This window comes from Actinomadura madurae (assembly GCF_047130825.1).
Lineage (GTDB): Bacteria > Actinomycetota > Actinomycetes > Streptosporangiales > Streptosporangiaceae > Spirillospora > Spirillospora madurae.
This window is the reverse complement of record NZ_CP083237.1, coordinates 8,943,019-8,968,758: the sequence shown is the minus strand read 5'-3', so window position 1 is coordinate 8,968,758 and position 25,740 is coordinate 8,943,019. Positions and strand designations below refer to the sequence as shown.

At 69.8% G+C, this 25,740-nt stretch carries 29 protein-coding genes and 1 pseudogene; 7 read left to right on the top strand and 23 right to left on the bottom strand.

Annotated elements, in window-relative coordinates:
• Positions 1–35: 35 nt before the first annotated feature.
• The 7 genes from K8Z49_RS41945 to K8Z49_RS41915 all read right to left on the bottom strand — a co-directional run bounded on the left by K8Z49_RS41945 (position 36) and on the right by K8Z49_RS41915 (position 3,998).
• The gene (locus K8Z49_RS41945; RefSeq protein ID WP_412516787.1) at positions 36–440 is read right to left on the bottom strand and encodes a hypothetical protein; all 405 of its coding nucleotides are present in this window, start codon (positions 438–440) and stop codon (positions 36–38) included.
• On the bottom strand, positions 437–1,246 hold the full coding sequence (locus K8Z49_RS41940) for a phosphotransferase (RefSeq protein WP_412516786.1): 810 nt from the start codon (positions 1,244–1,246) through the stop codon (positions 437–439). Before K8Z49_RS41940 ends, K8Z49_RS41945 begins: the two co-directional genes overlap by 4 nt.
• A 14-nt stretch (positions 1,247–1,260) precedes the next feature.
• Entirely contained in the window at positions 1,261–1,797 is a 537-nt protein-coding gene (locus tag K8Z49_RS41935) for a hypothetical protein (RefSeq protein WP_412516785.1), read from the bottom strand.
• A gap of 137 nt (positions 1,798–1,934) precedes the next feature.
• On the bottom strand, positions 1,935–2,330 hold the full coding sequence (locus K8Z49_RS41930) for an ATP-binding protein (protein ID WP_412516784.1): 396 nt from the start codon (positions 2,328–2,330) through the stop codon (positions 1,935–1,937).
• A gap of 88 nt (positions 2,331–2,418) precedes the next feature.
• Entirely contained in the window at positions 2,419–3,300 is an 882-nt protein-coding gene (locus K8Z49_RS41925) for a helix-turn-helix domain-containing protein (protein ID WP_412521274.1), read from the bottom strand.
• Positions 3,269–3,787, bottom strand: a complete 519-nt coding sequence (locus tag K8Z49_RS41920) for a DUF6879 family protein (RefSeq protein ID WP_412516783.1) — start codon at positions 3,785–3,787, stop codon at positions 3,269–3,271. Before K8Z49_RS41920 ends, K8Z49_RS41925 begins: the two co-directional genes overlap by 32 nt.
• A complete protein-coding gene (locus K8Z49_RS41915; RefSeq protein WP_412516782.1) occupies positions 3,762–3,998 on the bottom strand; it encodes a hypothetical protein in 237 nt (78 codons plus the stop codon). Before K8Z49_RS41915 ends, K8Z49_RS41920 begins: the two co-directional genes overlap by 26 nt.
• A gap of 1,548 nt (positions 3,999–5,546) precedes the next feature.
• Here K8Z49_RS41915 and K8Z49_RS41910 point away from each other — a divergent pair.
• From K8Z49_RS41910 to K8Z49_RS41895, 4 genes and pseudogenes are all read left to right on the top strand, one after another.
• On the top strand, positions 5,547–5,843 hold the full coding sequence (locus K8Z49_RS41910) for a hypothetical protein (RefSeq protein ID WP_412516781.1): 297 nt from the start codon (positions 5,547–5,549) through the stop codon (positions 5,841–5,843).
• Between the two features lie 673 nt (positions 5,844–6,516).
• A pseudogene (locus tag K8Z49_RS41905) lies at positions 6,517–6,663 on the top strand (AAA family ATPase); the annotation flags it as partial.
• Positions 6,664–6,991: 328 nt separating this feature from the next.
• A complete protein-coding gene (locus K8Z49_RS41900; RefSeq protein WP_412516780.1) occupies positions 6,992–7,186 on the top strand; it encodes a DUF397 domain-containing protein in 195 nt (64 codons plus the stop codon).
• 22 nt (positions 7,187–7,208) lie between these two features.
• The gene (locus tag K8Z49_RS41895) at positions 7,209–7,397 is read left to right on the top strand and encodes a DUF397 domain-containing protein (RefSeq protein ID WP_412516779.1); all 189 of its coding nucleotides are present in this window, start codon (positions 7,209–7,211) and stop codon (positions 7,395–7,397) included.
• Here the strand turns inward: K8Z49_RS41895 and K8Z49_RS41890 are convergent.
• From K8Z49_RS41890 to K8Z49_RS41845, 10 genes are all read right to left on the bottom strand, one after another.
• Positions 7,394–8,170 carry a maleylpyruvate isomerase family mycothiol-dependent enzyme gene (locus K8Z49_RS41890; RefSeq protein ID WP_021596704.1) on the bottom strand — a complete coding sequence of 259 codons (777 nt, stop codon included), beginning with the start codon at positions 8,168–8,170 and terminating at the stop codon, positions 7,394–7,396. The genes K8Z49_RS41895 and K8Z49_RS41890 overlap by 4 nt on opposite strands.
• Positions 8,171–8,326: 156 nt before the next feature.
• Entirely contained in the window at positions 8,327–10,867 is a 2,541-nt protein-coding gene (locus K8Z49_RS41885; protein ID WP_412516778.1) for an FtsX-like permease family protein, read from the bottom strand.
• A 3-nt stretch (positions 10,868–10,870) separates the two neighbouring features.
• Complete coding sequence (locus K8Z49_RS41880) at positions 10,871–11,620, bottom strand: ABC transporter ATP-binding protein (protein ID WP_220126752.1); 750 nt, start codon at positions 11,618–11,620, stop codon at positions 10,871–10,873.
• A 12-nt stretch (positions 11,621–11,632) separates the two neighbouring features.
• Positions 11,633–11,893 (bottom strand): hypothetical protein, encoded by a 261-nt coding sequence (locus K8Z49_RS41875; protein ID WP_021598029.1) that lies wholly within the window; start codon positions 11,891–11,893, stop codon positions 11,633–11,635.
• A complete protein-coding gene (locus K8Z49_RS41870; protein WP_235206483.1) occupies positions 11,886–12,248 on the bottom strand; it encodes an ArsR/SmtB family transcription factor in 363 nt (120 codons plus the stop codon). Before K8Z49_RS41870 ends, K8Z49_RS41875 begins: the two co-directional genes overlap by 8 nt.
• A gap of 84 nt (positions 12,249–12,332) precedes the next feature.
• Positions 12,333–13,763, bottom strand: a complete 1,431-nt coding sequence (gene rox / locus K8Z49_RS41865) for a rifampin monooxygenase (RefSeq protein ID WP_412516777.1) — start codon at positions 13,761–13,763, stop codon at positions 12,333–12,335.
• Between the two features lie 171 nt (positions 13,764–13,934).
• Positions 13,935–14,612 carry a serine hydrolase gene (locus K8Z49_RS41860; protein ID WP_412521272.1) on the bottom strand — a complete coding sequence of 226 codons (678 nt, stop codon included), beginning with the start codon at positions 14,610–14,612 and terminating at the stop codon, positions 13,935–13,937.
• Between the two features lie 82 nt (positions 14,613–14,694).
• The gene (locus tag K8Z49_RS41855; RefSeq protein WP_024935885.1) at positions 14,695–15,291 is read right to left on the bottom strand and encodes a gamma carbonic anhydrase family protein; all 597 of its coding nucleotides are present in this window, start codon (positions 15,289–15,291) and stop codon (positions 14,695–14,697) included.
• 42 nt (positions 15,292–15,333) lie between these two features.
• Positions 15,334–16,392, bottom strand: coding sequence for a class I SAM-dependent methyltransferase (locus tag K8Z49_RS41850; RefSeq protein WP_021598024.1), 1,059 nt, complete (start codon positions 16,390–16,392; stop codon positions 15,334–15,336).
• Between the two features lie 97 nt (positions 16,393–16,489).
• Positions 16,490–17,251 carry an AfsR/SARP family transcriptional regulator gene (locus K8Z49_RS41845; protein ID WP_412516776.1) on the bottom strand — a complete coding sequence of 254 codons (762 nt, stop codon included), beginning with the start codon at positions 17,249–17,251 and terminating at the stop codon, positions 16,490–16,492.
• A gap of 60 nt (positions 17,252–17,311) precedes the next feature.
• Here K8Z49_RS41845 and K8Z49_RS41840 point away from each other — a divergent pair, with 60 nt between their 5' ends.
• Both K8Z49_RS41840 and K8Z49_RS41835 read left to right on the top strand, forming a co-directional pair.
• Positions 17,312–17,476, top strand: coding sequence for a DUF1059 domain-containing protein (locus K8Z49_RS41840; RefSeq protein WP_021598022.1), 165 nt, complete (start codon positions 17,312–17,314; stop codon positions 17,474–17,476).
• A gap of 298 nt (positions 17,477–17,774) precedes the next feature.
• The gene (locus K8Z49_RS41835; RefSeq protein ID WP_181663320.1) at positions 17,775–18,662 is read left to right on the top strand and encodes an endonuclease/exonuclease/phosphatase family protein; all 888 of its coding nucleotides are present in this window, start codon (positions 17,775–17,777) and stop codon (positions 18,660–18,662) included.
• Positions 18,663–18,665: 3 nt separating this feature from the next.
• Here K8Z49_RS41835 and K8Z49_RS41830 read toward each other — a convergent pair whose 3' ends face one another.
• The 5 genes from K8Z49_RS41830 to K8Z49_RS41810 all read right to left on the bottom strand — a co-directional run bounded on the left by K8Z49_RS41830 (position 18,666) and on the right by K8Z49_RS41810 (position 23,090).
• Positions 18,666–19,505, bottom strand: coding sequence for an alpha/beta fold hydrolase (locus K8Z49_RS41830; RefSeq protein ID WP_075022099.1), 840 nt, complete (start codon positions 19,503–19,505; stop codon positions 18,666–18,668).
• Between the two features lie 130 nt (positions 19,506–19,635).
• Positions 19,636–20,559 carry an ABC transporter substrate-binding protein gene (locus K8Z49_RS41825; protein WP_021598019.1) on the bottom strand — a complete coding sequence of 308 codons (924 nt, stop codon included), beginning with the start codon at positions 20,557–20,559 and terminating at the stop codon, positions 19,636–19,638.
• A 16-nt stretch (positions 20,560–20,575) separates the two neighbouring features.
• A complete protein-coding gene (locus tag K8Z49_RS41820; protein ID WP_021598018.1) occupies positions 20,576–21,262 on the bottom strand; it encodes an ABC transporter permease in 687 nt (228 codons plus the stop codon).
• Positions 21,259–21,906 (bottom strand): ABC transporter permease, encoded by a 648-nt coding sequence (locus K8Z49_RS41815; RefSeq protein ID WP_021598017.1) that lies wholly within the window; start codon positions 21,904–21,906, stop codon positions 21,259–21,261. The genes K8Z49_RS41820 and K8Z49_RS41815 overlap by 4 nt, the downstream gene beginning before the upstream one ends.
• Positions 21,906–23,090: an ABC transporter ATP-binding protein gene (locus K8Z49_RS41810; RefSeq protein ID WP_412516775.1), complete on the bottom strand. Its 1,185-nt coding sequence runs from the start codon at positions 23,088–23,090 to the stop codon at positions 21,906–21,908. The genes K8Z49_RS41815 and K8Z49_RS41810 overlap by 1 nt, the downstream gene beginning before the upstream one ends.
• A gap of 159 nt (positions 23,091–23,249) precedes the next feature.
• Here K8Z49_RS41810 and K8Z49_RS41805 point away from each other — a divergent pair, with 159 nt between their 5' ends.
• Positions 23,250–24,713: an aromatic amino acid ammonia-lyase gene (locus tag K8Z49_RS41805; protein ID WP_024935882.1), complete on the top strand. Its 1,464-nt coding sequence runs from the start codon at positions 23,250–23,252 to the stop codon at positions 24,711–24,713.
• Positions 24,714–24,716: 3 nt separating this feature from the next.
• Here K8Z49_RS41805 and K8Z49_RS41800 read toward each other — a convergent pair whose 3' ends face one another.
• Entirely contained in the window at positions 24,717–25,730 is a 1,014-nt protein-coding gene (locus tag K8Z49_RS41800; protein WP_412516774.1) for a LacI family DNA-binding transcriptional regulator, read from the bottom strand.
• Positions 25,731–25,740 lie beyond the last annotated feature (10 nt).

The following is a 25,740-nucleotide window of genomic DNA, read 5'->3' as shown; positions in this document are numbered from 1 at the left end:
GGAGCGGCTTCCTACCCGTTGACGGCCTCTTGGACTTACTTAGTTCGTAGCAACGTCACGGCTTGGGTGATCTGGTGTCGTGGGAAGGTGATTGAGATCCAGGAATCGGGATGCTCGTCCTTCACTACCGGGAAGAGCTTCCATTCGCCCTTCGTGTTCAGGTCCTCCAAGCTGGCGAGTAGCCTGGTTCCCTGCTCGGCTCGGACAATGAGCCATGCTCGTTCCATGCTCGCCGCGGCGATGCGTGGGCGGTCTGCCTCGGCCGCCCGAGTTCCGCCCTCCAGGACGGCTTCGCCAGCGTTCTGACACGCCACCTTGGTCACGTACTCGAGTCGCCAAAGTTCGGCGACGAGCGGAACCATCTCGACATCGATGTTCACGATCTCGCCGTCCGGCGTCGTCATGGGCTGCGTCGGGTGGAACTGCGTCCAGTCGGTCACTCCTCAACTCCCAGTCGGTATGTCGCCCACTGCTTGGTCAGTGCCGCGTGCTCGGCGACCCAGACAGCCGAGTTGGTCTCGCTGTGCGTCTGCCACTTCTCGGCGAAGACTTGTGAGAACAGGTCGACATGGGTCGGTTCGGCATCAGTCCATGAGGCGAACTGTGAAGCCCATTTGTCGGCTTCTCGCGGGCTATGGCCAGCCTTGAGCAACCAGGGGATCAGAAGACCCAGCTCGACCCATGCCTGCCCACGACTGACGAACGCCCAGTCGACCACGTAGGCACGTCCGTCTGGCGTGATGATCAGGTTGTCCTCGTTGAGGTCGGTGTGGAGTAGGGCGGAGCCGGCCATGGGGGAGACGTCCCCGGCAACGGACTGCCAGCGCCGTTCGACCACCATCCGGACCACGTCGGGGCAAGGACTGGCCTGGATCGCGTGAATGGTCTTGGTGAGCACGGCCAGGTCTGGCGAGCCCGGTGTGAAGTCGGCACGTCGGCCGCTCACGTGCTCAAAGCCGAGGGCGACCCACTCCCCGACCTCGGCCTGAAACCGAAGCCGGGGAGCGAACTCCGAGACGTACGGGTTGACCGCGGCCTCGCGGCGCAGCGACATGACCTCGGGACCGTCCCTGTCCGCCAGCTTCCGGGCGGCCTTGATGAACGTGGGGCCGTCCGGACCGTGCAGCGTCGAGGCGATGTCCGCGTGGTTGCCCGTGGGCGCCGGGTCGATGGAGCTAATCGGGCCGGCCTTGGCCTCGATCTCGACCCGAAGCTCTTCGGGCAGGTCGGTCCAGTCGCTACGCATCGGGCTCCTTCAGGTCAGAACTGGATGGTCAGCGGTCCGCTGGGCACCAGGTCTCCCCAGCTCCCCAGGAACTCACGGCCGCCCTGGTCGTTGCACTCCGGCGGGCAGCAGGAGGACCCGGACTCGTCGTCCCAGAACTCGGGGTCGACGTACATGCCGGTGGCCTTGAGGTACGGGATCGTGCGGGCGAGCGCGGCCCCGGACCGGATGTCGTCGTCCATCACGGGCCGGTGGTGGATCATCGAGTCCGCGAACGCCAGGCTCATCGGAAGGTACACCTCGGTCCTTTGGAGCGCCTCGTGCCACGCCTCGTCGACGGGCCTGGTCGGGACGATCCTGACGTAGGCCCGCGGGTCCTGCTGGGACTCGCGTCGGATCTTGCCAGCGGCCTTCAGGAAGACGAGGTTCTGTCCGACGACACGTTCGGTGTACTGGTGCGAGCTGTGGTGCTTCTTGCGGAAGTCCTTCACGAGCAGGTCGTACGCCCACGCGGGGATCAGCTCGCGTGGGTCTCGGCCGATCTGCTCTACCCGTTCGATCGTGACGGTCATCGACTCCTCCTCTGGAGTCCAGGCGAGGCCGGACGCCTCGCGCCGACTTACTTCGTTCGTTCGGGAAGCTGAAACCTCCGGACGTGCAGGAGGCGGGACCGCCCCGGCGCTGGCCATCGCCGCACGTCCGGAGGGGCTCAAAGCACGGCGAAGACGACCTTCCGGCCGTGGTCCCAGTGCACGCCGCACCTGACGGAGAGAATCTCGACAATCATGAGACCCCGGCCCTGCTCGTCGAGGAGGCCGGGCCTCATCACGGTCGGGACGTTCGGGGACTGGTCCCGAACCTCAATCGCGATCCGCCCTTGGCCGCCGGCGGAGAGGGTCACCTGGATCTCCCCGTGACCCGCGGCCTCGACGGCATTGGTCACCAGCTCGGAGACGACCAGTTCGACGTTCTCGGCCTTGCTAGCCCCGAGCCCCCAGGCCAGGGCGGTCCGACCGGCAGCCTTCCGGGCGATCCCCACAGAAGCCGGGGTGCCCAGATAGAAGAAGGTCAGGATTGCTCGCTCTGGGGTAGCCAAGGGTGTCATCGCCTGTCCTCGGGGCGCCGGTCAGTGGTTATGCGGTGACCGTAGGAGGACCTCGACGTCGAGCCCAATGAGTTTGCTCGACTTTGCTTCAACTCGTTAGCGTTTGGCGGGCCTCTTCGATCAGTGCCCTGGCCCCAGAACCATAGATGGCATTGCCGGCGAACCGGGCAAACGCCCGGAGATAGAGCCCAACCTCCCTGGGCTGGGTGAGCTTCAGCTCTGCTGAGATCGTCTCCACTGTCACCATGCGCTCGTCGTGAATCCAGAAGGAGCACATCGGGGCGTAGCCGTGCGCAGCTCGGGTCGGGATGATCCCGAGATGAAGGCGTGGGAGTGAGGAGACGGCGAGCAAACGGTCTAGCTGACCTAGCATGATTCCGACATCCGCCATGCCGGCGGTAAGGGCGACCTCGCAGACCACGATGTGTATTCGGTGGTCTCCTCGGTAGAGAAGTTGCTGTCGTTCCATACGGGCCTGCACGGCACTCTCAACGTCACCCCGCAGGCCGAGGAGGTCGACGCCTTCAGCGAGCCTTGCGTGCGCGTACTCGGCCGTCTGGAGCAGGCCGGGGACGAGGAACATTTGAAAGCCTCGGAGGAGCTTCGTCTGCTGTTCCTCTTCGATGATCTTTCGTTGCTGCTTGGCTGTGCCGGCTCGGTGGAGCCGACGCAGCTCGACGTACATCGTCTCGATACTGCGCATCGTGGCGACAAGGTCGCCGAGCTGGTCATCCGCGGTGCAGAGTCGACACCACGTCCGGAGGTCGTCCTCGGTTGGGTTCTGCTTGCCGTGCTCTATCTTGCTGACCTTGGACGAGTGCCAGCCCGCTAGGTCAGCCAGCCCCACGCCCGTTAGGGCGGCATCCTTGCGGATGTCCCTGAGTCGGGCACCTAGCGCTTCTCGGGCTTGACGGGCTGGAGTGGACAACGGACTCAGGTCAGACCGTGTAGTGGGCCGAAGGGATAGCACGAGGCCAAGCAGCCTCACGGACGCGACGGTACGTCTCCAGCAAGTTCAAGTCGTCCGACAGGGCGAAGCCCCCTGAACGGCCGTCCGGCTGGAAGAGGCTCAACACCAAGGTGTCGTCGTCGAACAGCCAGCAATCCTCGTCCGGAAACTCGATGTCCTTGGCCAGGTGGCGGGGGAAGTAGCGGACATCTTCCCCGGCCTCGATGTTGGCCGGGTCCATGGCGATCTCCCAACGGACGTAGTCCGTGTGAGGCTCGCTGACAACCCGCAACCGCTGGACGGACACTCCGGAGGATGTGACCTCCCGGACGTGGTCCAACCACGACGTACGCCACTGGTAGTCGTCCGGCTCGCCGTTCAGCCAGGCCCGGAAGGGGCCGTTCTCGTCATCGACTCCGTAGGAGTCCCTCAACTCCAGGTGGAACGCCCGGCTAGACGAACGGAAGAGGGCGCGGAAGTCCTCACGGCTGATCGGTGTCGGCCCCATCGGTCGCCTTCGGTAGGTACTTCATCAGTGCTTTGGGCACGATGATGGCAGTCTCGTGCTTGGGCATGTCGAGCTGGGCGAGGGTCTCGGCGTCCGCGACCTTCCACCCTTGGATCACGTACACCTCCTTGCCGTTGTACGTCTCGTCGGTGTCGTACAGCGTGGGGGACTGGTCGTTCGTGGTGTCCTTGCCCAGGAACCGTAGCTCCATGATCCTGCCTCCATAGTCGGGTTTGCCGGACTTTGCTCGCTTCCGAACAGAGAGTCGAACGAGGGTTAGCAATCTGTCAAGGGCTTCGCGGCTTGTGGAGCCCGGCAGCGAAGCAAGGCTCGCTTGGGGTGGATTGCCTGGCAGACGGTGGGTAAAATGGACCCCGTCCGCGACCACAACCGAGCCACCTCGCTGGATTCATGAGCGCTCCATTCATGAACGAGAGGGAGGTGGTTCCCTAAGGCCGGATGAGGGCGCACGTTTGTTTTAGAGCCCCGCCGGACTCACCCAGTCAACCCGTACTGAACTGCGGGAAGTGGCTATAGGTGGCTGTAGGCCGCTGCAAGCCGGGCCAGCGCCCTACACTCAGAGAGTCATGCTGACTTCTAAAGCGCGACAGAGAGGACGAAAGAGCACTTCTCGTTCTGAGTTGCCTCCCGGCAAGGCGGACTCAGTTCCACCAGGTATAAACCTGGTCGAGCTGAGGCACGCCTAATGCCCCTTCCTCGACCAGGGGAAGGGACAGAGCTTCGATGCTCTCCGGAACAGAGTGGGCTTACGCCGCTCTCTTCGTCTCCGCCCCTGTGGCCATCCGGTACGCCTTCGTGTGCATCCGTGACGTCTTGATCGCTCGCATGGCCCTGAAGGACGTACCGCCGGCGGAGAAGCCCCGAGCCATCCAAGCCCTGACGGGCTTGGCCGGCGCGTTCTACCGGCGTCCGGAGCCGACGGGCTCGCAACTTGCCGCCCCCATGCCCGTAGACCCCGCTCCGGCCGACCAGCAGCCGCCGTCGGCCGACAGGACCGCTCTGCCGTGAGAGCGGTTAGTGATCCTGAAGCCGGTTTGCGAAGGCTGGCGATCTTCGCCCGACGCGGGACAAACCCGAGCTAACGCCGTCGACCTCAGAGATGCGCCCTAGCACGCGCAAGCGAACAAGATAGGGGACTCTTCCCGCTAGGTAAGGAAGCTCTAACTCTACCGCGCGACCGCCGATCTAACGGCTGTCCGAAATTCCCTGGAAACGTGTCCAGTCGACGGAAGGGCGCCGTAGGTGTCGCCTCTGGAACGTCGCAGGTCGCTTGTACTTGGAACGGCTCGGCGAGGTAGGTGTGCAGGGAGTCACGAAAAGTGTCGCGATCAAGATCGTAGGCCATAACGGAAGTAGTTACTAAACGGTAACCTAGCGCCGTTTTTACCATCTCAGTGACTGAGTTTATGAGTTGGAGACATGTCCGTGATCGATCGTTCACTTTCGGATCGAGACATGCCCCGTACTTGGCTGTATCTTGCGAAGCGTGTCAGTCAGATGACGATCGGATGACGCCCACTTTTCTTCCAGGTGAAGTAATGCGCTGTGTCTGGGCAGTATGTGGCGCGTGATTCGACCACCGAGCAGATCCAATCCGAAAGGTGACGACTCGCCCGCTCCAATCAGCGGCGAGCCGCTGATTCTAGGAGGTGCCTCAACCAGACTTGCTCTGTCCGCATAATTAGTTGAGAAGCGGCGGTGAGCGGCTCTCAATTGACATAAGAGGAACTTCACGAAGGTGAACAACAGAAAAGCAATTCCTCATATCGTCAATGCGGTTCTGGGTGGTGTCATAGTCGGCCAAACACTTGGATTTATGAAGTGGGTCGACGACGGCTCCGTTTCGGGCGCGTGCGTTGCCGGGATCATGGCCTTCCTGGGAACCACGGCCACGATCCTGACGATCATGGGTGCTTGTGGCGCCTTCACGGATGGCTCGCGCGATCGGGTCGACAAGTTGGAGGAGTCCAAGCAAGACGGTATCGAGGCCAAGAAGTCCGACGCGACTAGCGGTCCCGATTCGGCGCAAACTTAGTCCCCCCAATGAGCCGGGCCTTGTGGGTGGGGAGGCCCTGCCAACTCGGCCCGACGGTGGAAGACACGGGTGGGACCGGTTCTCCCCGAGGGCTCATGTCCTAGAAGTCATGTGCCGGGCCTTCCGAGGCCCGGCACCCGACCGGCAGTCAGACGTCGAAGCTCACTCCTTATGACGATGACTACATAAAGAGCAAGTACCCGCTCCTGGAGTGAACCCTTCCGAATGACTTCCGCCCCTGTGGGCGGTGGTTCGCTTCCAGACGATCTCGCTGCGAAAGCGGGTGGGACCGAAGATGGCGTCGAGAAGCACCTTGAGATAGTGGCTCGCAGTTGGGTCACAATGCAGGTAGAGGGTCCCGTCGTCTTCAGCACGCGATGCAGTTCGATCAGTCGAGCGGTCATCATGACCAGGTACGCAAGGACATCGTTGTCCCCGAGGAGCTTGCGCATCGCCTCCAAGGCGTCCTTGATCGCCAGAGAAGCTGACCCCTTCAGAAGCTCGATGTAGAGGGCCTCGGTCTCCTGGCTCCACGTCCAGGTGTCGCCAAAGGCTTCCATCTGGGCCGGCGAGTCGTCGCCGCTCTTTTCTTTAAACAGGATGTTGTACGAGCGGTTCGAGTTGAACGGCGGGTCCAGATAGACGAGGTCTGAGCTATGAGGATGCGTTAAAGATGGCCGACAAGACCGATGTGTGGGTAGTGGACGAGACGATCAGCTCATCCACGACCCTCTTGTACGGAGAGGCCAAGGTCGGAAAGTCGTTCCTGGTCTCGGCTCTGATCACGAGCCTGACGACAGGGCGGAACTTCCTCGACCGACCCGCTCCGGTAGATCGCGATTTCTCCGTCGCGGAATACGGTCTCGGCTCGTGTGCGACGGGCTCGGGAAGCCGGCCTGCTCGACCAGACCGGAACAGGGGCGAAGCTCACCGCGCAGCTCACGGCCAAGGCCATCGAGCTGCTCAACGAGAGATAGGAGGAAGAGAGTGTTCAACATTGGTTCTGGTAGGGCCACACCGAGGCCAAAGACGTTCAGCGCTACATCGAGCTGCACCGAAGGTTGGGGGACGCCTCTCTCAGAGGTCAGAAGCCTGGATCTCCTCGAAGCAACGGCTAACCGGCTGACCAAGCTGGCAGGATCGTAGCCATGACCCCCCAGTACAGCAGCTGGCGCAAATCAAGCCACAGCACACCCAACGGCGACTGCGTCGAGGTCGCGCGCTCTGCCCACGGCACGATCAACGTCCGGGACAGCAAGCAGGCACAGAACAGCCCAATCCTTGAATTCTCTCCCCACGAGTGGACTGCTTTCACACAGGCACTCCGCTCTCTGAACTCCTAGGCAACCAGGTAGGGCGGGTGCAATGAAATCCCGATACAGCGACTGGCGTAAGTCCAGCCACAGCACACCCGACGGTGAGTGCGTGGAGGTGGGCCGCTCCCCTGAAGGCACCGTCGGCGTTCGCGATACCAAGCAAGGCGACAGCGCCCCCATCCTGGAATTTTCGGGGCGGGAGTGGGCCTCGTTCCTCCAAGCCGTTCGGTCCGCCTAGTCGGTGACCCAGTCCATGTGGTCGATCCAGTGGACGAACAAGTCCCGGTCGCCCAGGATCTCCAGCGCGGGGGCGGCGTCCAGCGGGCGGCGCCTGCTGAGCACGAGCAGGAGATCGGTGGCCGGGCCCCGTACCGCGACGTCCGCCTTGATGTGCGTGTGCTCCAGGGCGACCTTGTCCGGTTCCCGGCGCGCCACCCACTCTCCGGACGCGTCGGTGGCGTGGAAGTGCAGGGTCTGGCCGCTGCCCGCCATCGCCTTGGCGAAGTCCGGCCTGTTCTCCCAGTAGCCGCGGGAGGTCAGCGTGTCCAGCCAGTCCTCGATGGCCGCGACGGCGTGCTCCGGGGCCAGTTCGTACTGCGTCCCGAGCGCCGAGGCCGCGTCCGCGCGGTGCACGCTGGCCTCGCCGAACAGCCGGCGGGACCAGAAGGGCACGCCCGCGGCGGCGCCGGACGGGTCCCACACCGGCGTGTCGTCATCGACCGAGTCGAACGCCTGCTTCGCCTGGGCCGCGCCCTCGGTCAGCCAGGCGCGCCACTGGGTCGAGTCGGCCGGAGCCGGAACATAGCGTTCGTACGCCTTGCTCGGCTCGCTCATCCGCTCACCCACGAGCATCGCCACCATCCGCTGCGTCGCGCCGACATGGTCGACGAGATCGGCCAGCGTCCACTTCGGGCAGGTCGGCACCGGGGTCGCCGCGTCCCGGCCGTCCACCCAGTCGGCGAACGTGTTCGTCTGCTCCACGACGGCATTCAGATATGCGGACGTGTCCATCACTGCGCCTCCAGACTCGACTCTTTTCCTATGCCCGCGACGCTAGGAGCGGGCCAGCCGCGCTCGCATCGGTCGAATGACTGTTGCTGCGAGCGACTGGGCCGGCTTGCGGTACGCGTCGATCCCGCGGATCTGGTCCGGGGCGCGGATGGCGGGTCAGTCCGCGGAGAGGGCGCGGAGCATGGGGATGCGGGCGGCGCGGCGGGCCGGGAGGGCGGCGGCGACCGCGGTCATCGCGATCGCGACGGCGGTGAACAGCGCGAGGTTCGCGACGGGCACGGCCGTTTCGGGCAGGCCGAGGGCGACGGTGGTGGCCCAGCCGAGGAAGGCGCCGAGGACCGGCCCCGTGACGGCGGCGATCCCGGCGATGATGATCGCCTCCCAGCGGATCAGCGACCGCACCTGCCGCCGGTCCATCCCGACGGCGCGGAGCAGCCCCAGCTCGCGCACCCGTTCCAGGATGGAGAGCGACAGCGTGTTGGCGACCCCGAACAGGGCGATCACGATGACCAGCCCGAGCAGGCTGTAGTACACCCGCAGGGCCGGATCGAGCTCCGCCGCCACCTCGCGGCGCATTTCGCCCCGGTCGGTGACCTCCACGCCGGGGTGGGCGGCGAGGGCCTGGGCGGCGGCGGCCCGCGCGGCGTCCTGGCCGACCCCGTCCCGTGCCGTCGCGTAGATCTCGGTCACGCCCCGGTCCTCGGTGAGGTTCGCGTAGTCGGAAGAAGTGAGGAAGTAGTCGCCGTACGGAAGGGCGAAGTAGCCCCTGGGGGCATCGAAGATCGTTCGGACGGTGTAGGCGCGCTCGCCGCGCGCGGTCCGCACGGTGACCGGGGAGCCCACCGCGAGGTGCCGGTCATCGGCCGCCTCCCGGCTCACGGCCATGCCACCGGGGCCGAGATCGGACAGCGCGGCCCCGGTCACCTTCGGCGCCAGCATCCGTCCCGCCAGCGCGGGGTCGGCGCCGGTGACCGTGCCTTCGCGGCCGGCGACGGTGGCCTCCGTGCTGCGGAAGGGGCTCACGGCGTCGAGTTCGGGGACCGCGGCCAGCCGGTCCAGTGCCGCCGGGCTCATCCGGGGCCGGTGCGGGCCCAAGCCGGCGGCCGCGACGTGCAGGTCCGCGTGGATCGTCCTGTCGAAGTCGTCCAGGGAGGACGCCTCGGTGCCGGCGGCCAGGGTGACGAGGAAACCCGTCAGGGCGAGTCCGATCGTGAGCGGCAGCAGGGTCGCCGCCGTACGGACCGGGTTGCGCGCCGCGTTGCCGCGCGCCAGTTCGCCCACGATTCCCCGGGCCCGTCCGGCGGGAGCGCCGATGACGTGCGACAGGGTCCGCGCCAGTACCGGGCCGAGTATCAGCACGCCTAACGCGGTCGCGATGGCACCGGCCTGCAGAAAGGACGATCGCGCCGGGTCGCTCGACACTCCCGCGAGCACGGCCGCGACCCCGCCGGCGGTCGCCACCGCCCCCACCGCGGTCCGGATCCGGCTCGCACGACGATCGAGGGTGAACACGTCCGCGCGCAGGGCGGCGACGGGCGGCACCCGCGTCGCGCGTCGCGCCGGCCCCCATGCCGACGCCGCCGCGGCGATCACGCCGACCGCCATCGCGGTGGCGACGGTGCGCGGCAGGATCCGCGGCGCGGCACCGGACACGTCCGTGACGATCGCGCCCCCGGCGTGCAGCAGCCCGCCGAGGACCCAGGCGACCCCGACGCCGGCCACGAGGCCGAGCGCCGCGGCGACGGCCCCGACGATCGCCGCCTCCAGCAGGATCGAGCGGCGCAGCTGACCGCGACCGGCACCGACGCAGCGCAGCAGCGCCAGTTCGCGGGTGCGCGCGGCAAGGGTGATCGAGAACGTGTTGCGGATGAGGAACGCCCCCGTGAACAGCGCCACGGCACTCGCGACCAGCAGGATCTGCCTGATCAGGTCGTCCGGCCTGGTCCGTTCCGACGCCAGGGCGGCCCCGGTGAACGCCTGGTGGTCGCCGCCGAGGGCGGACGCGACGCCGTCCCGCAAACGCCGCTCACCGATGCCGGGAGCGGCGTGCACCTCGATGAAGCCGACCGTGCCGGACGGGCCGAGCAGCCGGCGGGCGGTGGCCGGGTCGAAGCCGACCAGGGCGACCTCGTCGGTGAACTCCGGGGAGTCCAGGACGCCGACGACCGCGACGTCCCGCGGCTCGCCGCCCGAGACCAGGATCCGGACGCGGTCCCCGACGCCGATCCCCTCGTCGTCGGCCGTGGCCCGGTCGACCACGATCTCGCCCGCCCGGCCCGGCACCCGCCCGGCGCGCAGATCCGGGACGAAGGAGGCGTCGATCGAGCGCCCGAGCGGTGCCCTGCCGCCGTCCACGTGGCCGTCCCGCGCGATGAGCCGGGCGTCCCCGACGGTCACGCCGACCGCGGAGGCGACCCCGGCGATCCGCGCCGCCCGTTCCACGGTCGAGAGCGGCATCGGCGGTCCGGGGACGAACTCGCCGGTCTCGTCCGAGAAGACCTCCTCCTCGCTCGGGACGGCCCGGACCGTGACGTCGACCCGGTGACGGCCCTGAGCGAGGTCCCGGCCGCCGGCCTCGGCGGTGTCGAGGAGGATGAACGTTCCCGCCACCATGGCGACGCCGAGCACGATCGCCGCCGCCGTGAGCAGCAGCCGCGCCTTGTGCGCGAGGACGCTCCGCACCGTGTAGCGCAGCACGGCTCAGCCCCCCAGCGCCTTCATCCGGTCCAGGACGCGGTCCGCGGTCGGGCGGGGCATGGTGTCGGCGACCCGGCCGTCCGCCAGGAAGACGACCTCGTCGGCGTACCCGGCCGCGATCGGATCGTGCGTGACCATCACGATGGTCTGCCCGAGCTCGTCCACCGACCGGCGCAGGAAGCCCAGCAGCCCGGCGCCCGACCTGGAGTCGAGGTTCCCGGTCGGCTCGTCCGCGAAGACGATCTCCGGCCGGCCCGCCAGCGCCCGCGCCGCGGCGACCCGCTGCCGCTGCCCGCCGGACAGCTCGGACGGCCGGTGCCCGAGCCGGTCGCCGAGCCCGACGGCGCCGATCAGCCGGTCGAGCCACGCCGGGTCGACCGCGCGCCCGGCGAGCCGCGACGGCAGCGCGATGTTCTCCGCGGCGGTCAGCGTGGGCAGCAGGTTGAAGGACTGGAACACGAACCCGACGCGTTCCCGGCGCACCCGGGTCAGCCGGCGGTCACCGAGCCTCGTCAGGTCGGTGCCGCCGAGGAGGACGGTGCCCTCGTCGACGGCGTCCAGGCCCGCCAAGCAGTGCATGAGGGTCGACTTGCCGGACCCGGACGGCCCCATCACGGCGCTGAGCCGCCCGCGCCCGAACTCCACCGACACGCGGTCCAAGGCGGTCACGCCGCTCGGATCGGTGCCGTACCTCTTGCTGATCTCAACGGCACGGGAGGCGATGCCGGTGCTCTGACCGGCGGATGCCGTCATCGCGGCCATGACTCACCCCACGTCCCGGAGGAGCTTCTCGATCGCGCCGACCCGTTCGGCGAGTTTCGCGAGCTCCGCCGCCACCCGCTGCTCCCCCGCCGCACACCGCTCGGCGAGTTCCTGGTAGCGCAGGCCGTTCTCGGCGTCGGCCTGCGCCTGCGCCTTGATCGCGTTCGCCCTCATCGCGGCCCTCCCCACGAGACCTCCCATGACGGCGATCACAATGATCACGACCGCCGAGACCACCAGGAGCGGGATCCAGTTCTCATCCATCGCCTTCTCCGTTGTCGTCCACCGCGGCCGCCGCGGCTTCGGCCACCACCTCGGGCGTCAGCCGGATGTCGAACGACTGGAGCTCGTACCACTTGACGGCCTTGCCGTCCTCGCCGAGCTCCAGCGTCCCGGTCACCAGACCGGCCTTCTCGAGTTTCTCCAGGTGCAGGTAGAGCAGCGGCCGGCTGATCCGCAGCTCGCGGGCGAGCGCGCTCACGTACTGGCGGCCGGGCCGCAGCGCGGCGATCACCCTGAGCCGCAGCGGATGGTCCAGCGCGGCCATCACGAGCGGCAACCGCAGCGGATCCAGCCGCTCCCCGTCCGCACGCATCGTCCCGGCGCTCCTGTAAGCCACATCCTTCACCTGTCAGAAAATTATTACACGTAACGCGTGAGGTGGCCAGTGCCGGCGGTGGCATGCGAGGGCGGGCCTCGTGACTCAGGGGTGGTCGGCGGGGGCGCCGAACCATGTGGGGAGGTGGGTGAGCAGGTCCTGCTGGTCGTCGCCGGCCCAGGCGACGTGGCCGTCCGGACGCAGGAGTACCGCGGGTACGTCCAGCTCCTCGCTGACGTCGACGACGTGGTCCACGCGGTCCGCCCATCCGGCGACCGAGAGGGTGCCGGTCTGGTCGAGCAGCAGCCCGCGGCCGTCGTGCATCAGCTCGTAGAGGCGCCCCCGCTCCAGTCGCAGATCCCGCATGTGCCGGCCCAGGAGGTCGTGGCCCTCGCCGAAGTCGTAGCGGACGCCGATCGCGGTGACCTTCTCGATCAGGTACCGGTTCACGTTCTCGAAGTCCATGAGCTCCGTCATCAGCCGGCGCAGCGCCCGCGGGCCCGGCGCCTCCGACAGCAGCTCGGACTGGGCGCGGATGTTGTCCAGCACGTCGGCGGCGACCGGGCGCCGCTCGGCCTGGTAGCCGTCCAGCAGTCCGTCCGGGGCCCAGCCGTTGATCTCGGCGGCCAGCTTCCAGCCCAGGTTGAACGCGTCCTGGAGGCCGACGTTGAGGCCCTGCCCGCTCAGCGGCGGATGGACGTGCGCGGCGTCGCCGGCCAGGAAGACCCTGCCGGCCCGGTACCGATCGGCCAGCCGGGTGGCGTCGCCGAACCGGGAGAGCCAGCGCGGCGAGTGCACGCCGAAGTCGGTGGCGGCGAACGCCCGCAACCGCTGCCTGAGCTCGTCCAGCGTGGGCGGGACCCTTGGGTCCTCGGCCACCCCCTCGGCGGGCACGACGACGCGGTACGCGTCCCCCATGGGCCCGACGCCGAAGCCGCGGTGGGTCTTGCGGACCTCGGCCACCACCGCCGCCAGCTCCTCCAGCGGCATGGTCACCTGCACCTCGCCCAGCAACCACTCGTTCTCGGCGGGCTCGCCGGGGAAGCCGACGCCGAGCAGCTTGCGCACCGTGCTGCGGCCGCCGTCGCAGCCGACCAGGTAGCGCGCTTGCAGCCGGGTGCCGTCGGCCAGCTCGGCGGTCACCCCGTCCTCGTCCTGGCTCAGGCCGGCCACTTCGCATCCGCGCCGGATCTCGGCGCCCACCGCGGTCGCGTGCTCGGTCAGCAGGCGCTCGGTGACGGGCTGCGGGATGCCGAGGATGTAGGAGTGCGCGGTGTCCATCCGCTCGGGCCACGGCTTGCCGATGCCGGCGAAGTAGCCGCCCATGGCGAACGTCTTGCCACTGGCGAGGAACCGTTCCAGCAGGCCGCGCTGGGCCATCACCTCGATGCTGCGCGCGTGCAGCCCGAGCGATCGGACGACCTTGGCCGGTTCCGGATCCCTCTCCAGCACGAGCACCCGAACGCCGTGCAGCCGCAGCTCGCCGGCCAGCATCAGGCCGGTGGGCCCGCCGCCCACGATGATCACGTCGATCACGAAACCCCCAAGTGCGCAGGCCGCGTTTCGGCCGTGCGTCGAAAGCGCGCCTGATTTCCGCGGACCGCGCCTTCGGGCGGAGATTCTGCAGCACGCCCCGGGTCTTGCCGCAAGCCCCCAGGTGCGCTATAGATTGAAAGTGGCAGGGAGCGCGACTCCCTGCCTTTCTCGTTACCGCTGGACGATCACCCCTCGGGCGAGCGTGGCCAGGGGGTTGCTCGCCCTGTCCGCGTAGCCGCTGAGGACGACGACCACCCAGTCACTGTCCGGGAAGATGTCGATGTTGGCGGACAGTCCGATGCTGCTCCCACCGCCGTGTCCGTGTATCCATTGGCCGTGGTCGAGAATGGCGAGCGAGCCGTATCCGATGAAGCCGAGCGGGCTCCGTTCCGGCGCATCGCCGCCCGACCTGGTCTCCGGACCACTGGGTGGAAGCTTCGCGCCCAGCATGAGCTGGGTATAGGGGGCCTCCATCAGCTTGTTCTCCAGCAGCACGCGCGCGAAGCGTTCCAGGTCCGCGCACGTCGCGAAGGAATTGGCCGCCGGAAGCCCGATATATGCGTGCTCTTCGAGACCGTCGGTCCACTCCGTATGCCCCTTCTTCTTGAAGTAGGGGCGGGCGATCCGCGGGTCGGTCCGCCATTCGGGCTTGGTGTGAAAGGCGCTGTCGTGCATATCGGCGGTCTTGAAGACGCGCTCGGCGATGTAGTCGTAATACGAATGGTCCGATACCGCGGCCACGATCGCTCCGAGAAGGAGCTGCCCGCCATGACCGCGCCACCGGCGGCGACGGCGCCGCCTAGGGACTTGAGCGCGGTCCGGCGCGAGGGCCGCGCCCCTCCTGTCGATGAGGTGTTTTCGACCATGGGGGAAGGAGACCGCGGAGCGGGTTTCCTCCCCGTTTCCCGGAAGCCCAGGTGATCGTCCTTGGTCAGCCGTCGAGGCGGCGGTCGTCCTTGTGGGCGGCGTAGAACTCGGCCTGGCGGGCCATGAGGGTGCGCATCGAGGTGCCGCGCTGGACGCCGTAGACCGTGCCGGGGAAGTCCAGGGCCCGCTGCTTCTCCCACAGGTCGTCGTGCCGGTCCGGCGAGAACAGTTCCGCCGGATCGCCGGCCGCGATCCAGCCGATCGGGACGACCGTGCCGGGCTCCAGGCGCGAGTTGACGTGCAGGACGCTGTTGACGCGGAGTTCGGAGCCGGCGCCGGCCACCGCCCCCGGGAACAGCGACACCCCGGTCGCCACGAAGACCTCGTCCTCGACGGTCGCGCCGTTGACGTGCGCGTGCGGGCCGACCAGCACCGCGTCCCCGAGCGTCACCGGATGACCGGCCCGGCCGCGGATCAGCGCGTTCTCCATCACCACCACGTCCGCACCCGTCGTCACGGTGCCGTCCTCCGCCGTGAGGACGGCACCGTGCAGGACCCGGGCCCCCTCCCCCAGGGTGACCGCACCGCACAACACGGCCGAAGGCGCGACGTACGCGGACTCGGGGACGACGGGACGCATTCCTCGATGCTCAAGCAGCATGCCACGAGCGTAGATCTCACGGCGCGGCACACGGGCGCGGGCTCAGGGGCGGGCCTCGTAGACCAGGTTGAACGGGGTCTCCGCCACCCGGCGGAACGTCCGGAACCCGGCCGCTTGCACCACGGGCCTGATGCCGGCTTCCCCGGCCTGGTTGCCCAGCGCGTCGTCGGCGCCCTCGGAGATGGCGTGCGGCACGCACAGGAACGTGGAGGCCGAGTAGTAGACCCGCCCGACCGGAGTGAGGTTGTCCTCCGGGACGTCGCCCGCGAACGGCTCGACGATCAGCCAGACACCGTCGTCGGACAGCGCCGACCGGATGTGCCGCGCGGCGGCGACCGGGTCGCCCATGTCGTGCAGGCAGTCGAACGTGGCGACCAGCCCGTACGCGGTGCCCGGGAAGTCCTGCGCCCGCGCCACCGCGAAGTCGCACCGGCCGTCCAGCCCGGCCTCGGCCGCCGCCTTGCGGGCCAGCTCGACGGACTCCGCGTGCGAGTCGAACCCGCGCACCGACGAGGCCGGGTAGGCGTCGGCGAGGATGCGGGTCGAGGCGCCGAGCCCGCATCCCACATCGGCCACCGCGATGCCGGCGCCGAGCCGGCCGGCCAGCCCGTCCACCGCCGGGACCCAGGAGCTCAGCAGGTTCGCGACGTACCCCGGGCGGAAGAAGCGCTCGCACCCGGTGAACACGCCCGGGTGATGCTCGCCCCAGGCCATCCCCCGGCCGGTCCGGAACGCCTCGGCGATCTTCGGCTCGGCGGCCAGGCTCGACAGCGCCAGTTGGAAGGCGCCGGGGAGTCCCGGCCCGCCGGGGTCGGCGAAGGCCAGCGCCTGCTCGGGGGTCATCCGGTAGCGCCCGCTACCGGCGTCGTAGGTGATGTAGCGGCTCGCCGCCTGCCCGGGCAGCCACTCCCGGACGTACCGTTCGGACGTGCCGGTGCGCCCGGCCAGTTCGGCGGCGGTCAGCGGTCCCGCCTCCGCCAGCGCGCGGTACAGCCCCAGCTTGTCGCCGATGAGCACGTTCCCGGCCGACATCGTCGCGCCGAGGTCGTTGACGAAGCGGTCCAGCAGCTCGGCGAGCCGGGATTCGTCGATGGTGGTCATGGCATCCTCCCGCAGATGCGGCGAATCTGATGCCCCCACCCTGCGCCGGCGACATTGGGCCGCCGTTGCGCCGACCTTGGCGCGACCTTAACGCGCGCTATCCGAGCAGGTCGGTGTAGGCGTCCTGGACGTCACGGCACGGGTCGACGCCCAGTTCCTCCCGCAGCAGGACGCGCAGGCGTTCGTACACCGTGAGCGCCTCGGCGACGTTGCCCCTGGTCGCGAGCGTGCGCATCAGCAGCAGATGCCCGGTCTCCCGCAACGGCGCCACCTCCAGCAGGTCCCGCGCCGCCCGCTCGGCTCCCGGCAGCTCCGGGCCGCCCAGCTCCAGGCACGCCGTGGCGTAGCACTCCAGGGCCCGGACATGCATGGTCTCCAGGCGTCGGCGCCACGATTCCGCCCACGGGCGGTCGGCCTCCGGCAGGAACGGACGGCGCGCCACGAACTGGGCGGTCAACGATAGGGTCCACGCCCGCCGCCATTCGCGCAGAGCGACCGCGGACTCGGCCGTGTGCAGCGCCGAGGCCGCCACCTCGACGTCGACGTACGCCGGTTCGGGCAGCCGGAGTGACAGCGTCCCCCTGCCCCGGAGCACCTCCGGCCCCACCACCGCGCGGACCTTCGAGACCAGGACGCTGAGCGCGGCGGGCGCCCCCGGCGGCGGCGAGTCGCCCCACAACGCCTCGATGAGCGCCTCTCGGGGCACCTGCCGCGGCCGGGACAGGACCAGAAAGCCCAGCAGCAGCAGCCCCTGCCGGCCCGGCAGGGCGTGATCGACGCGCCGGCCGCGCACCTCCGCCGCGAACGCGCCGCAGAGCTGCACACGCGTGGCGCCCGCCGGCTCCGCTGATCCGTCCATCCGACACCTCGACCTGCCGCATTGACCCTGGAGGCTACCCTGCTGGGAAAGGAGCACCCCATGACCCGCCAGGTTCGATGCGAATGCGGCTACGTCGCCCGCGGCGACACCGACGACGCCGTGATCTCCCAGGTGCTCGCGCACCTCGCGGCCGACCACCCCGAGCTCGTCGGCATCGAGACCGCCGACGACATCCGCGGCTGGATCGAGCTGCTCCCCGACTGACGGGCCGTCCCGTGGACGGCCGTTCTCCGGTGATCGAGCAGCGGCGTGCCACGAGCGCGGATCTCGCGCCCCGGCAATTCGAACGACTTTCTCCGAACGAGAAATACAAAGGCCATCCGAATTCGTCGTGACCGCGAGAAGACGGCCAAATTAACTATTAAGAATGGACAAAAAAGATAAGACGATCTATGCTCAATGTGGCAGCAGGGACGGCGGGTGGCGACATGACGACGGCGCAAGGCGGCCTGCCCCGGCACCGGACGGCGCCGCGGGCCTCCGGGGGACGGTGAGCGGGGGGATGCTCGGACGCGTCCTCCGCCGCAGGTGGTTCTGGCCGGTGGTCGCGGCGGCGGCGATCGTCCTCATCTCCGGGTTCGTGCTGGCCGAGCCGAGGGCGGACGGCGACGGGACGATCCGCGTGATGACCTACAACCTGCGCGGCGTGAACGAACCGCCCCCGAGGGACTGGAAGACCCGGCAGCCGCTTGTCGAGCACCTCCTGGACGAGCACGACCCGGACCTGCTCGGCGTCCAGGAGGGGCGATGGCGGCAGATCCGCGACCTCACCCGCCTCCTGCCGGACTACGGGTGGATCGGGCTGGGCAGCCAGGGCGGCACCCGCGACCAGTTCCTGTCGATCTTCTACCGGAAGCAGCGGTTCGAGGTGCTGGACTTCGACCACTTCTGGCTGTCCGACACCCCCGCCGTGATCGGCTCGGCCACCTGGGGCAACCGGTACGTCCGGATGGTGACGTGGGCCAAGTTCCGCGACCGGCGCACCGGGAAGGTGCTCTACCAGGCCAACACGCATCTGGACAACCTGTCCGCGGAGTCCCGGGTGAAGAGCGCCCGCCTGATCCTCGACCGCGTGCGCGACTTCCAGGCGGGCGCGCCCGTCATCCTCACCGGCGACTTCAACGCGGCGGCCGGGGCGTCGCCGGTGTACTCGATCCTCACCGGGCCGGACGCCTTCCGCGACACCTGGACGGCGGCCGAGCGGCGCGGCCCGCTGTACGGCACCGAGAACCACTACCTGCCCCCGCGGCGCGACGGCGAGCGGATCGACTGGATCCTCGCGCGGGGACCGGTCAGGACGGTCTGGTCCGAGGTCGACCCGTACCGGGCCGGCGCGATCTACGCCTCCGACCACCATCCGGTGATCGCCCGGGTCAAGATCTCCCCCTGACCGTCACGAGGCCAGGAAGCCGAGCAGGGCCGCGGTCAGCTGGGCCGGGCGGTCCTCGGGCAGCAGGTGCCCGGCCTCCCCGATGACGCGCAGGCCCGCGCCGGGGATGAGGGCGGCGAGTTCCCGGCCGCGGTCGGCGGGGACCCACCCGTCGTCGGCGCCCCAGCACACCAGGACCGGCAGGTCGATGGCGGCGTAGCCGGCCCGGATGCGGTCGATGTAGGACGGGTCGTCGCGGCGCTGGACGAGCTGCCGGTAGAAGGCGTCCTGACCGTCCGCGCCCAGCCACGGGGCCGTCAGGGCGTCCAGCACGTCCGGGTGCAGGCCGGGCGAGCTGGCCGTGGCGACGTACTCGCGGAGCAGGGCCCGGTGCAGCGGCCCCGGCAGCGACCGGAACACGCCGGCATGCTCGCCGACCACGGCGAAGAACCCGCTCCCCCACGGCGGCAGCGACACCGCGTCGACGAGGGCCAGCCGCCGGTAGGCGACGCCGCGGTCCACGTGCGCGCCGAGCGCGACCGCACCGCCGGAGTCGTGCGCGACGACGTCCGGACGCGCCAGTCCCCAGTGCTCCAGGAGTTCGGCGAAGGCACCGGCCAGGGCGTCCAGGGAGAGATCCTGCCCGTCGGCCATGGACGAGGCGCCGTAGCCGGGCATGTCGAAGACGTACACCGAGCGGGCGGCCGCCAGCGCGCGGGCGACGTCACGCCAGATGAACGAGGAGAACGGCGTGCCGTGCACCAGGACGACGGGCTCGGCGTCCGGATCGCCCAGGCGCTCCCATCGGATCTCCCCCAGCGTGCCGCCGAAGCCCTTGCCCAACGTCCACTCGTCCGGTGACATGCCCTCTCCCTGTGCCGTGCGGATCCGCCATCCGTGTCCCTGCCCGCCTCGCCTACGGATCAACGCCGGAGTGGCGAGCATGCGAAAGCCCGCCGCACGGGCGTGCGGCGGGCTTTCCCGAGCATGCGCGTCAGACGAGGCCGGCCTTCTTGAGCCAATCCTCGGCGACCTTCTCCTGGTCGTCCTTGTCGATGGCGACCCGCTTCATCATGTCGAGGAGGTCCTGGGTGGTGAGCTTGGCGGAGACGGCGTTCAGAGCCGCCTTCGCCTCCTCGTTCACCGCGGACTTGTTGATGAGCGGCGTGACGTTCTGGGCGCTGAAGACGTTCTCCGGGTCTTCGAGGACGACCAGCTTGTTCTCCTGGATCGTCGGGTCGGTGGTGAACAGGTCGGCGGCCTGGATCTTGTTCTCGGTGAGGAGCTTCACCAGGGTCGCCTGGGCGCCGGCGTCGAACGGCTGGAACTTCTTGAACTCGAGGCCGTAGACCTTCTTCAGGCCGACGAGGCCCTGCTGCCGCGTCTTGAACTCGGACGGGCCGGCGATGGTGAGGTCCTTCGCGACCGGCTTCAGGTCGGCGATGGACTTCAGGTTGTACTTCGCGGCCGTCTGCGGGTTGACGGTGACCGAGTCCTTGTCCTCGGCCTGCGCCGAGTTCAGGATCTCGACGGAGGGCGGCAGCTTCGCCTTCAGCTCCGTGTTGATCGCGTCGGTGGTGGCGGCGGTGCTGTTCTCGTCGACCGACGTGGTCAGCAGGGCGCCGTTGTACTCGGGCATCACGCTGATGCCGCCCTTGACGACCTGGTCGTAGTAGATCTCGCGGGCGCCGATGTTGAACTTGCGGGTGACCTTGACGCCCTTGGCCTCCAGGGCCTGCGCGTACAGCTCGGCGAGCAGGTTGCTCTCGGGGAAGTTGGCGCCGCCGACGGTGACGGTGCCGTTCCCGCCGCCCCCGGCGAGCGGGTTCTCGTCGTCGCCGGAGTCCCCGCCGCCGCAGGCGGACAGCGTCAGTGCGGCCACCAGGCCGACGACCGCGCCACGGATGAGTTTCTTCATTGTTCTATTCCTTAGATCAGGAGGAACGGGGGGAACCGAGCAGGCCCGGCGAGACGACGACGCGGCGCAGCGCCGCGAAGGCCAGCTGGACGATGACCGCGAGCAGCACCACCAGGACCGTGCCGCCGACGACGAGCTGGTAGTCGTTGCGGGCCAGGCCGTCGATGATGTAGCGGCCGAGGCCGCCGAACCCGGGGTAGGCGGCGATGGTGGCGGTGGCGACGACCTGGATCGCCGACGTGCGGAGCCCGAGCAGGATCAGCGGCAGCGCCATCGGCAGCTCGACCCGCCCCAGCACGCCCCAGCCGGTCATGCCCATGCCGCGGGCCGCGTCCTTGGCGTCGGCGTCGACGCCCCGGACGCCCTCGAACGTGTTGACCAGGATCGGCGGGACGGCCAGCGCCACGAGCGCGACCAGCACCGGCGTGATGCTGTACTCGATCACGACGACGAACAGGATGAGCCCGAAGGTGGGGATCGCGCGGGCGAAGTTCGCGAGCGTGATCGCCAGGAAGCCGCCGCGGCCGGTGTGGCCGATGAGCAGGCCGACCGCCAGCCCGATGACGGCGGCGCAGAGCAGCGACACGCCGCTGTAGTAGACGTGCTGGAGCAGGCGGTGCGGGATGCCGTCGCCGCCGTGCCACTGCGACGACGCGGTCAGCCACGTCCAGAACAGGTCGATCTGGTGCCACACGTCGTTCATGAGGTCTTCCTCGCCCTGGCCCAGGGGGTGAGCAGGCGCTGGACGGCGACCAGGATCGCGTCCGTGACCAGGGCCAGCAGGATGATCAGGACCGTCGCGGCGACGATCTGCGTCTGGAACTGGAGCTGGTAGCCGCGGATGATGTCGGCGCCGAGCCCGCCCTGGCCGATCAGCTGGCCGACGGCCACGAGGCTGATGGACGAGACGGCGGCGACGCGCGTCCCGGCGATGACGATCGGCACGGCGATCGGCAGCTCGACCCGCAGGAGCCGCCGCAGCGGCCCGAAGCCCATCGCGGTGGCCGCCTGCCGGACGGGCTCGGACACCGACGCGAGGCCGTCCACCACGTTCGGCACCAGCACCGACAGGCTGTAGAGGGTCAGCGGGATCATGACCGTGGCCGCCGTGAGGCCGGTGTAGTCGATGAAGAGCATGAACAGCGCGAGCGACGGGATCGCGTACAGCACGTTCGAGATCGTCAGCGTCGGCGGGTAGAGCCAGCCCCAGCGGCGGCACAGCACGCCGAGCGGCAGCGAGATGAGCAGCCCGAAGACGACCGGCAGCAGCGCGAGCCGCAGGTGGATGAGGGCGTGCTCGGTGAGGGTGTCGGTGTGCTCGCCGATCCAGCCCCAGTCGATGTCCATCAGCCGCGGTCCTTCGACAACGACGGCGCCTCCGCGCCGTCGTCGTCCTCGGCAACCGCGTCGTCCTCGGCAACCGCGTCGTCCCCGGCGGCTCCGTTCGCGGTCCGGGCGCCGTGGGTGGGGACGGCGAGCAGGTCGGTGCCCGCGGCGGTGCCGGCCACCGCGCCGGTGGCGTCGACGCCGACCGCCAGCCCGGACGGGGACAGGACGGCCGCGTCCAGCGCGACCCGCACCGAGTCGGCGCCGACCTGGAAGGTGGGGCCGACCGGGCTGAGCGGCGCCTCCCCGAGCGGCCCGGCGGCCTCCGCCGGGCGGACCCAGCCGAGGGGCCTGCGCTCGCCGTCGACGACCAGCACCCACTCCAGTCCGGCGGCCTCCGCCGCGCCGGCGCTCGCCGGGCGGATCGCGTGGTCGCTCAGCCGGAGCCCGTCCGTGCCCGCGAAGGACAGGGTTCGGATCCCGCGGTTCTGGCCGATGAAGCCGGCGACGAAGTCGTCGGCGGGGTGGGCGAGGATGTTCTCGGGGCTGTCCAGCTGCACGAGCCTGCCGCCGGTCTGGAACACCGCGATCCGGTCGCCGAGCTTGATGGCCTCGTCGATGTCGTGGGTGACGAACACGATCGTCTTGTGCAGCTCGTCCTGGAGGCGCAGGAACTCGTCCTGCAGCTCCGCGCGGACGACGGGGTCGACGGCGCTGAACGGCTCGTCCATCAGCATGATCGGCGGGTCGGCCGCGAGCGCGCGGGCGACGCCGACGCGCTGCTGCTGGCCGCCGGACAGCTGGAACGGGTACCGCTTGCCCATGGACGGGTCGAGCCCGACCCGCTTCATGAGCTCCGCCGCCCGGTCCCGCGCCTCCTTCTTGTTCCAGGACAGCAGGTAGGGGACGGTCGCGATGTTGTCGATGATGGTGCGGTGCGGGAACAGCCCGGCGTGCTGGATGACGTAGCCGATGCCGCGCCGCAGCTCCGCGGGCTTGCGCTCCCGCACGTCCCGCCCGTCGATGAGCACGCGCCCGGACGTGGGCTCCACCATCCGGTTGACGGTCCGCAGCGCCGTGGTCTTGCCGCCGCCGGACGTGCCGACGAACACGGTGATGCGCCCGGTGGGGCATTCGAGGCTGACGTCGTCGAGCGCGACGGTGCCGCCCGGGTAGCGCTTGGTGACGCCCTCAAAGGTGATCAACGATTCACGTCCTCGTCGGGCGCCCGCGACGCCGGTGATCGATTCGGCCTTCTCCCCAACCGTAACCAGTGGGTACCGTCATTTCAGCATCCCGGCATGTCCGGAAACTTCCGATCTGGAGCATAACTACCGGGAAACCCGGGAAAGTAGCGTTGCGGCGTGGAGAACAGCCGAATCGTTATCGATGGGACGAATCTCACCTGCGCGCTGGTCGTGCGCGCGGCCCGCGAGGACGTGACGGTCCTCACCGCGCCCGAGGGCGTCGAGCGGGCCCGCGCCGCGTGGCGGGTCGCCCGCGAGGTCGCGGCGTCGCAGCCGGTGTACGGGCGGACGACCGGTGTCGGCGCCAACCGCGTCGTCGACGTGGAGTGGGAGGACGCCGACGCGCACGGCCTGCGGCTCCTGCGCAGCCACGCGGCGGGCGCCGGGCCGCTGGTCGCGCCGGAGATCGTCCGGGCGATGCTCACCGTCCGGCTGAACCAGATCGCGGCGGGCGGCTCGGGGGTGGAACCGGGCGTGCTGCGCGCCCTCGCGGACGTCCTCAACCTGGGCCTGCTGCCCCCGGTCCCCGTGTACGGGGCGATCGGCACCGGCGACCTGACGGCGCTGGCCTCCACGGCGCTGTGCCTGCTCGGCGAGCGGTCGTGGCTGGCCGGGCCGGACGGCGTCCAGGAGCGCGGCCCCGGCTACCGGCTCCGCTCCGCCGACGCGCTGGCGTTCATCAGCTCCAACGCGGCCACGCTCGGGGAGTCGGCGCTCGCGGTCGCCGACCTGCGGGAGGCGCTCCGCGCGTCCACGGTCGTCGCGGCGCTGTCGCACTTCGCCGTCAGGGGCTCGGAGGAGCCGTACGCGCAGCCGGTGCAGGACGCGTGCCCGCACCCGGGCCAGCAGGAGGCCGCGGCGGCGATGCGGGCGCTGCTCGCCTTCGACCGGCCGGCCCCGATGCGCATCCAGGACCCCTACGGGTACCGGGCGTTCCCGCAGGTGCACGGGCCGGCGCTGGAGGCGGCGGGATACGCCGAGGAGGTCGTCACCCGCGAGATCAACGCCGCCGCCGAGAACCCCCTCGTCGACGTCCCCGGCAGGACGGTCTGGCACAACGGCAACTTCCACACCGCCTACGCCGGCCTCGCCCTCGACGCGGCCCGCGCCGCCCTGTTCCAGACGATGGCGCTCGCCGCCGCCCGCCTCGGGACGCTCGCCGAGCCGTCGTTCACCGGCCTCTACCCGTTCCAGGGGGAGACCGAGGCGTCCTCCGGGATCATGATCCTGGAGTACGTGGCGCACTCGTGCCTCGCCGACGTCCGGCGCCTCGCGACCCCGGCGGCGCTCGGCAGCGCGGTGCTGTCGCGCGGCGTCGAGGAGCACGCGGGCTTCTCCACCCAGTCGGCCCGCGCGACGACCGACGCCGTCGCCGCCTACCGGCTCGGGCTGGGCTGCGAGCTGGTCGCCGCCGTCCGGGCGCTGCGGATGCAGGGGCGCGCGCCGTCCGGCGGGCCGCTCCGGTCGGCGGCCGACCTCGCGGAGTCGGTCCTCGACCCGCGCATCGAGGACCGGCCGCTGGACGCCGACATCGCCGCCGCCGCGGACCTGCTCCCCCACCTGGCCCGGCTCCATCCCTGACCCTCAGCCCGCCGGCTCGGGCTCGCCGGTGGACGCGCGCACGCGCAGGGACGGCTCGCGGACGACGCGGCGCTTGCGGGGCTTGCCGTCGATGACGTCGACGACGAGCCGGACGGCGGAGTGCACGATGCCGTCCATGTCCCAGTCGACGCTGGTCAGCGGCGGGGTGAGCAGCTCCGACATCGGGTGGTTGTCGTACCCGCAGACGGCGATGTCACCGGGGACGGCCAGGCCGAGCTCGCGGGTGGCGGCGTAGACGCCGTAGGCGATCGAGTCGGCGAAGCAGAACACGGCCGAGGGGCGGTCGGATCCGCCGAGCACGCCCAGGGCGACCTCGGTGGCCTCGCCGAGCGACTGCGGCACCACGACCACGTCGACCCGCAGGCCGAGCCGCTCGGCCTCCGCGTTGACGTGCACGTCGGCGGGACGGTCGGGGGTGCTGGCACGGGTCGGCGTGAAGACGGTGACGCGGCGGTGGCCGAGGTCGCGCAGGTGCTCCAGCGCGAGCGTGACGCCGCGCCGGTTGTCGAACACGACCTCGCCCTGCGACTGGCCGCCGTGCAGGGCGTCGCCGATGGACACCACGGGGATCGTCCCGGCGAGCTCGGTCCACAGCGCGGCGGACGGGTCGAGCGGCTGGACGATGAGCCCGTCCACCCGCTGGTCGCGCAGCCGCCGGGCGAGGGCCAGCTCCCGCTCGGGATCGCCGCCGGCGTCCACGATCAGGGCGTACCGGTCGCGGGCGAGCAGCGCCCGGCCGATGCCGACCGCGAGGGACTGCTGCCAGTAGTCCTCCAGGGAGCCGCACAGCAGCCCGACCTGGTCGGTGCGGCCGCTGGCGAGGGCGCGGGCGATCGGATGGGCCTCGTACCCGAGCTCCTCGGCCGCCGCGCGGACGCGCTCCTGCGTCTCCTCCGAGGTCTGGATGCCGCGCAGCGCGTACGACACCGCCGCGGGCGACAGCCCGGTCGCCTGCGCCACTTCGCGGATGGTCGCGCGCTTGCGCTTCTCCGACATCCCTCCAACC

What these genes read in the sequence shown, in the direction of transcription:
- K8Z49_RS41940 (WP_412516786.1), bottom strand. Translation starts at nt 1,246, where the DNA reads ATGCGTAGCGACTGGACCGACCTGCCCGAAGAGCTTCGGGTCGAGATC.
- K8Z49_RS41935 (WP_412516785.1), bottom strand. Translation starts at nt 1,797, where the DNA reads ATGACCGTCACGATCGAACGGGTAGAGCAGATCGGCCGAGACCCACGC.
- K8Z49_RS41930 (WP_412516784.1), bottom strand. Translation starts at nt 2,330, where the DNA reads ATGACACCCTTGGCTACCCCAGAGCGAGCAATCCTGACCTTCTTCTAT.
- K8Z49_RS41920 (WP_412516783.1), bottom strand. Translation starts at nt 3,787, where the DNA reads ATGGGGCCGACACCGATCAGCCGTGAGGACTTCCGCGCCCTCTTCCGT.
- K8Z49_RS41915 (WP_412516782.1), bottom strand. Translation starts at nt 3,998, where the DNA reads ATGGAGCTACGGTTCCTGGGCAAGGACACCACGAACGACCAGTCCCCC.
- K8Z49_RS41900 (WP_412516780.1), top strand. Translation starts at nt 6,992, where the DNA reads ATGACCCCCCAGTACAGCAGCTGGCGCAAATCAAGCCACAGCACACCC.
- K8Z49_RS41895 (WP_412516779.1), top strand. Translation starts at nt 7,209, where the DNA reads ATGAAATCCCGATACAGCGACTGGCGTAAGTCCAGCCACAGCACACCC.
- K8Z49_RS41890 (WP_021596704.1), bottom strand. Translation starts at nt 8,170, where the DNA reads ATGGACACGTCCGCATATCTGAATGCCGTCGTGGAGCAGACGAACACG.
- K8Z49_RS41880 (WP_220126752.1), bottom strand. Translation starts at nt 11,620, where the DNA reads ATGACGGCATCCGCCGGTCAGAGCACCGGCATCGCCTCCCGTGCCGTT.
- K8Z49_RS41875 (WP_021598029.1), bottom strand. Translation starts at nt 11,893, where the DNA reads ATGGATGAGAACTGGATCCCGCTCCTGGTGGTCTCGGCGGTCGTGATC.
- K8Z49_RS41855 (WP_024935885.1), bottom strand. Translation starts at nt 15,291, where the DNA reads ATGCTGCTTGAGCATCGAGGAATGCGTCCCGTCGTCCCCGAGTCCGCG.
- K8Z49_RS41850 (WP_021598024.1), bottom strand. Translation starts at nt 16,392, where the DNA reads ATGACCACCATCGACGAATCCCGGCTCGCCGAGCTGCTGGACCGCTTC.
- K8Z49_RS41845 (WP_412516776.1), bottom strand. Translation starts at nt 17,251, where the DNA reads ATGGACGGATCAGCGGAGCCGGCGGGCGCCACGCGTGTGCAGCTCTGC.
- K8Z49_RS41840 (WP_021598022.1), top strand. Translation starts at nt 17,312, where the DNA reads ATGACCCGCCAGGTTCGATGCGAATGCGGCTACGTCGCCCGCGGCGAC.
- K8Z49_RS41835 (WP_181663320.1), top strand. Translation starts at nt 17,775, where the DNA reads ATGCTCGGACGCGTCCTCCGCCGCAGGTGGTTCTGGCCGGTGGTCGCG.
- K8Z49_RS41830 (WP_075022099.1), bottom strand. Translation starts at nt 19,505, where the DNA reads ATGTCACCGGACGAGTGGACGTTGGGCAAGGGCTTCGGCGGCACGCTG.
- K8Z49_RS41825 (WP_021598019.1), bottom strand. Translation starts at nt 20,559, where the DNA reads ATGAAGAAACTCATCCGTGGCGCGGTCGTCGGCCTGGTGGCCGCACTG.
- K8Z49_RS41820 (WP_021598018.1), bottom strand. Translation starts at nt 21,262, where the DNA reads ATGAACGACGTGTGGCACCAGATCGACCTGTTCTGGACGTGGCTGACC.
- K8Z49_RS41815 (WP_021598017.1), bottom strand. Translation starts at nt 21,906, where the DNA reads ATGGACATCGACTGGGGCTGGATCGGCGAGCACACCGACACCCTCACC.
- K8Z49_RS41800 (WP_412516774.1), bottom strand. Translation starts at nt 25,730, where the DNA reads ATGTCGGAGAAGCGCAAGCGCGCGACCATCCGCGAAGTGGCGCAGGCG.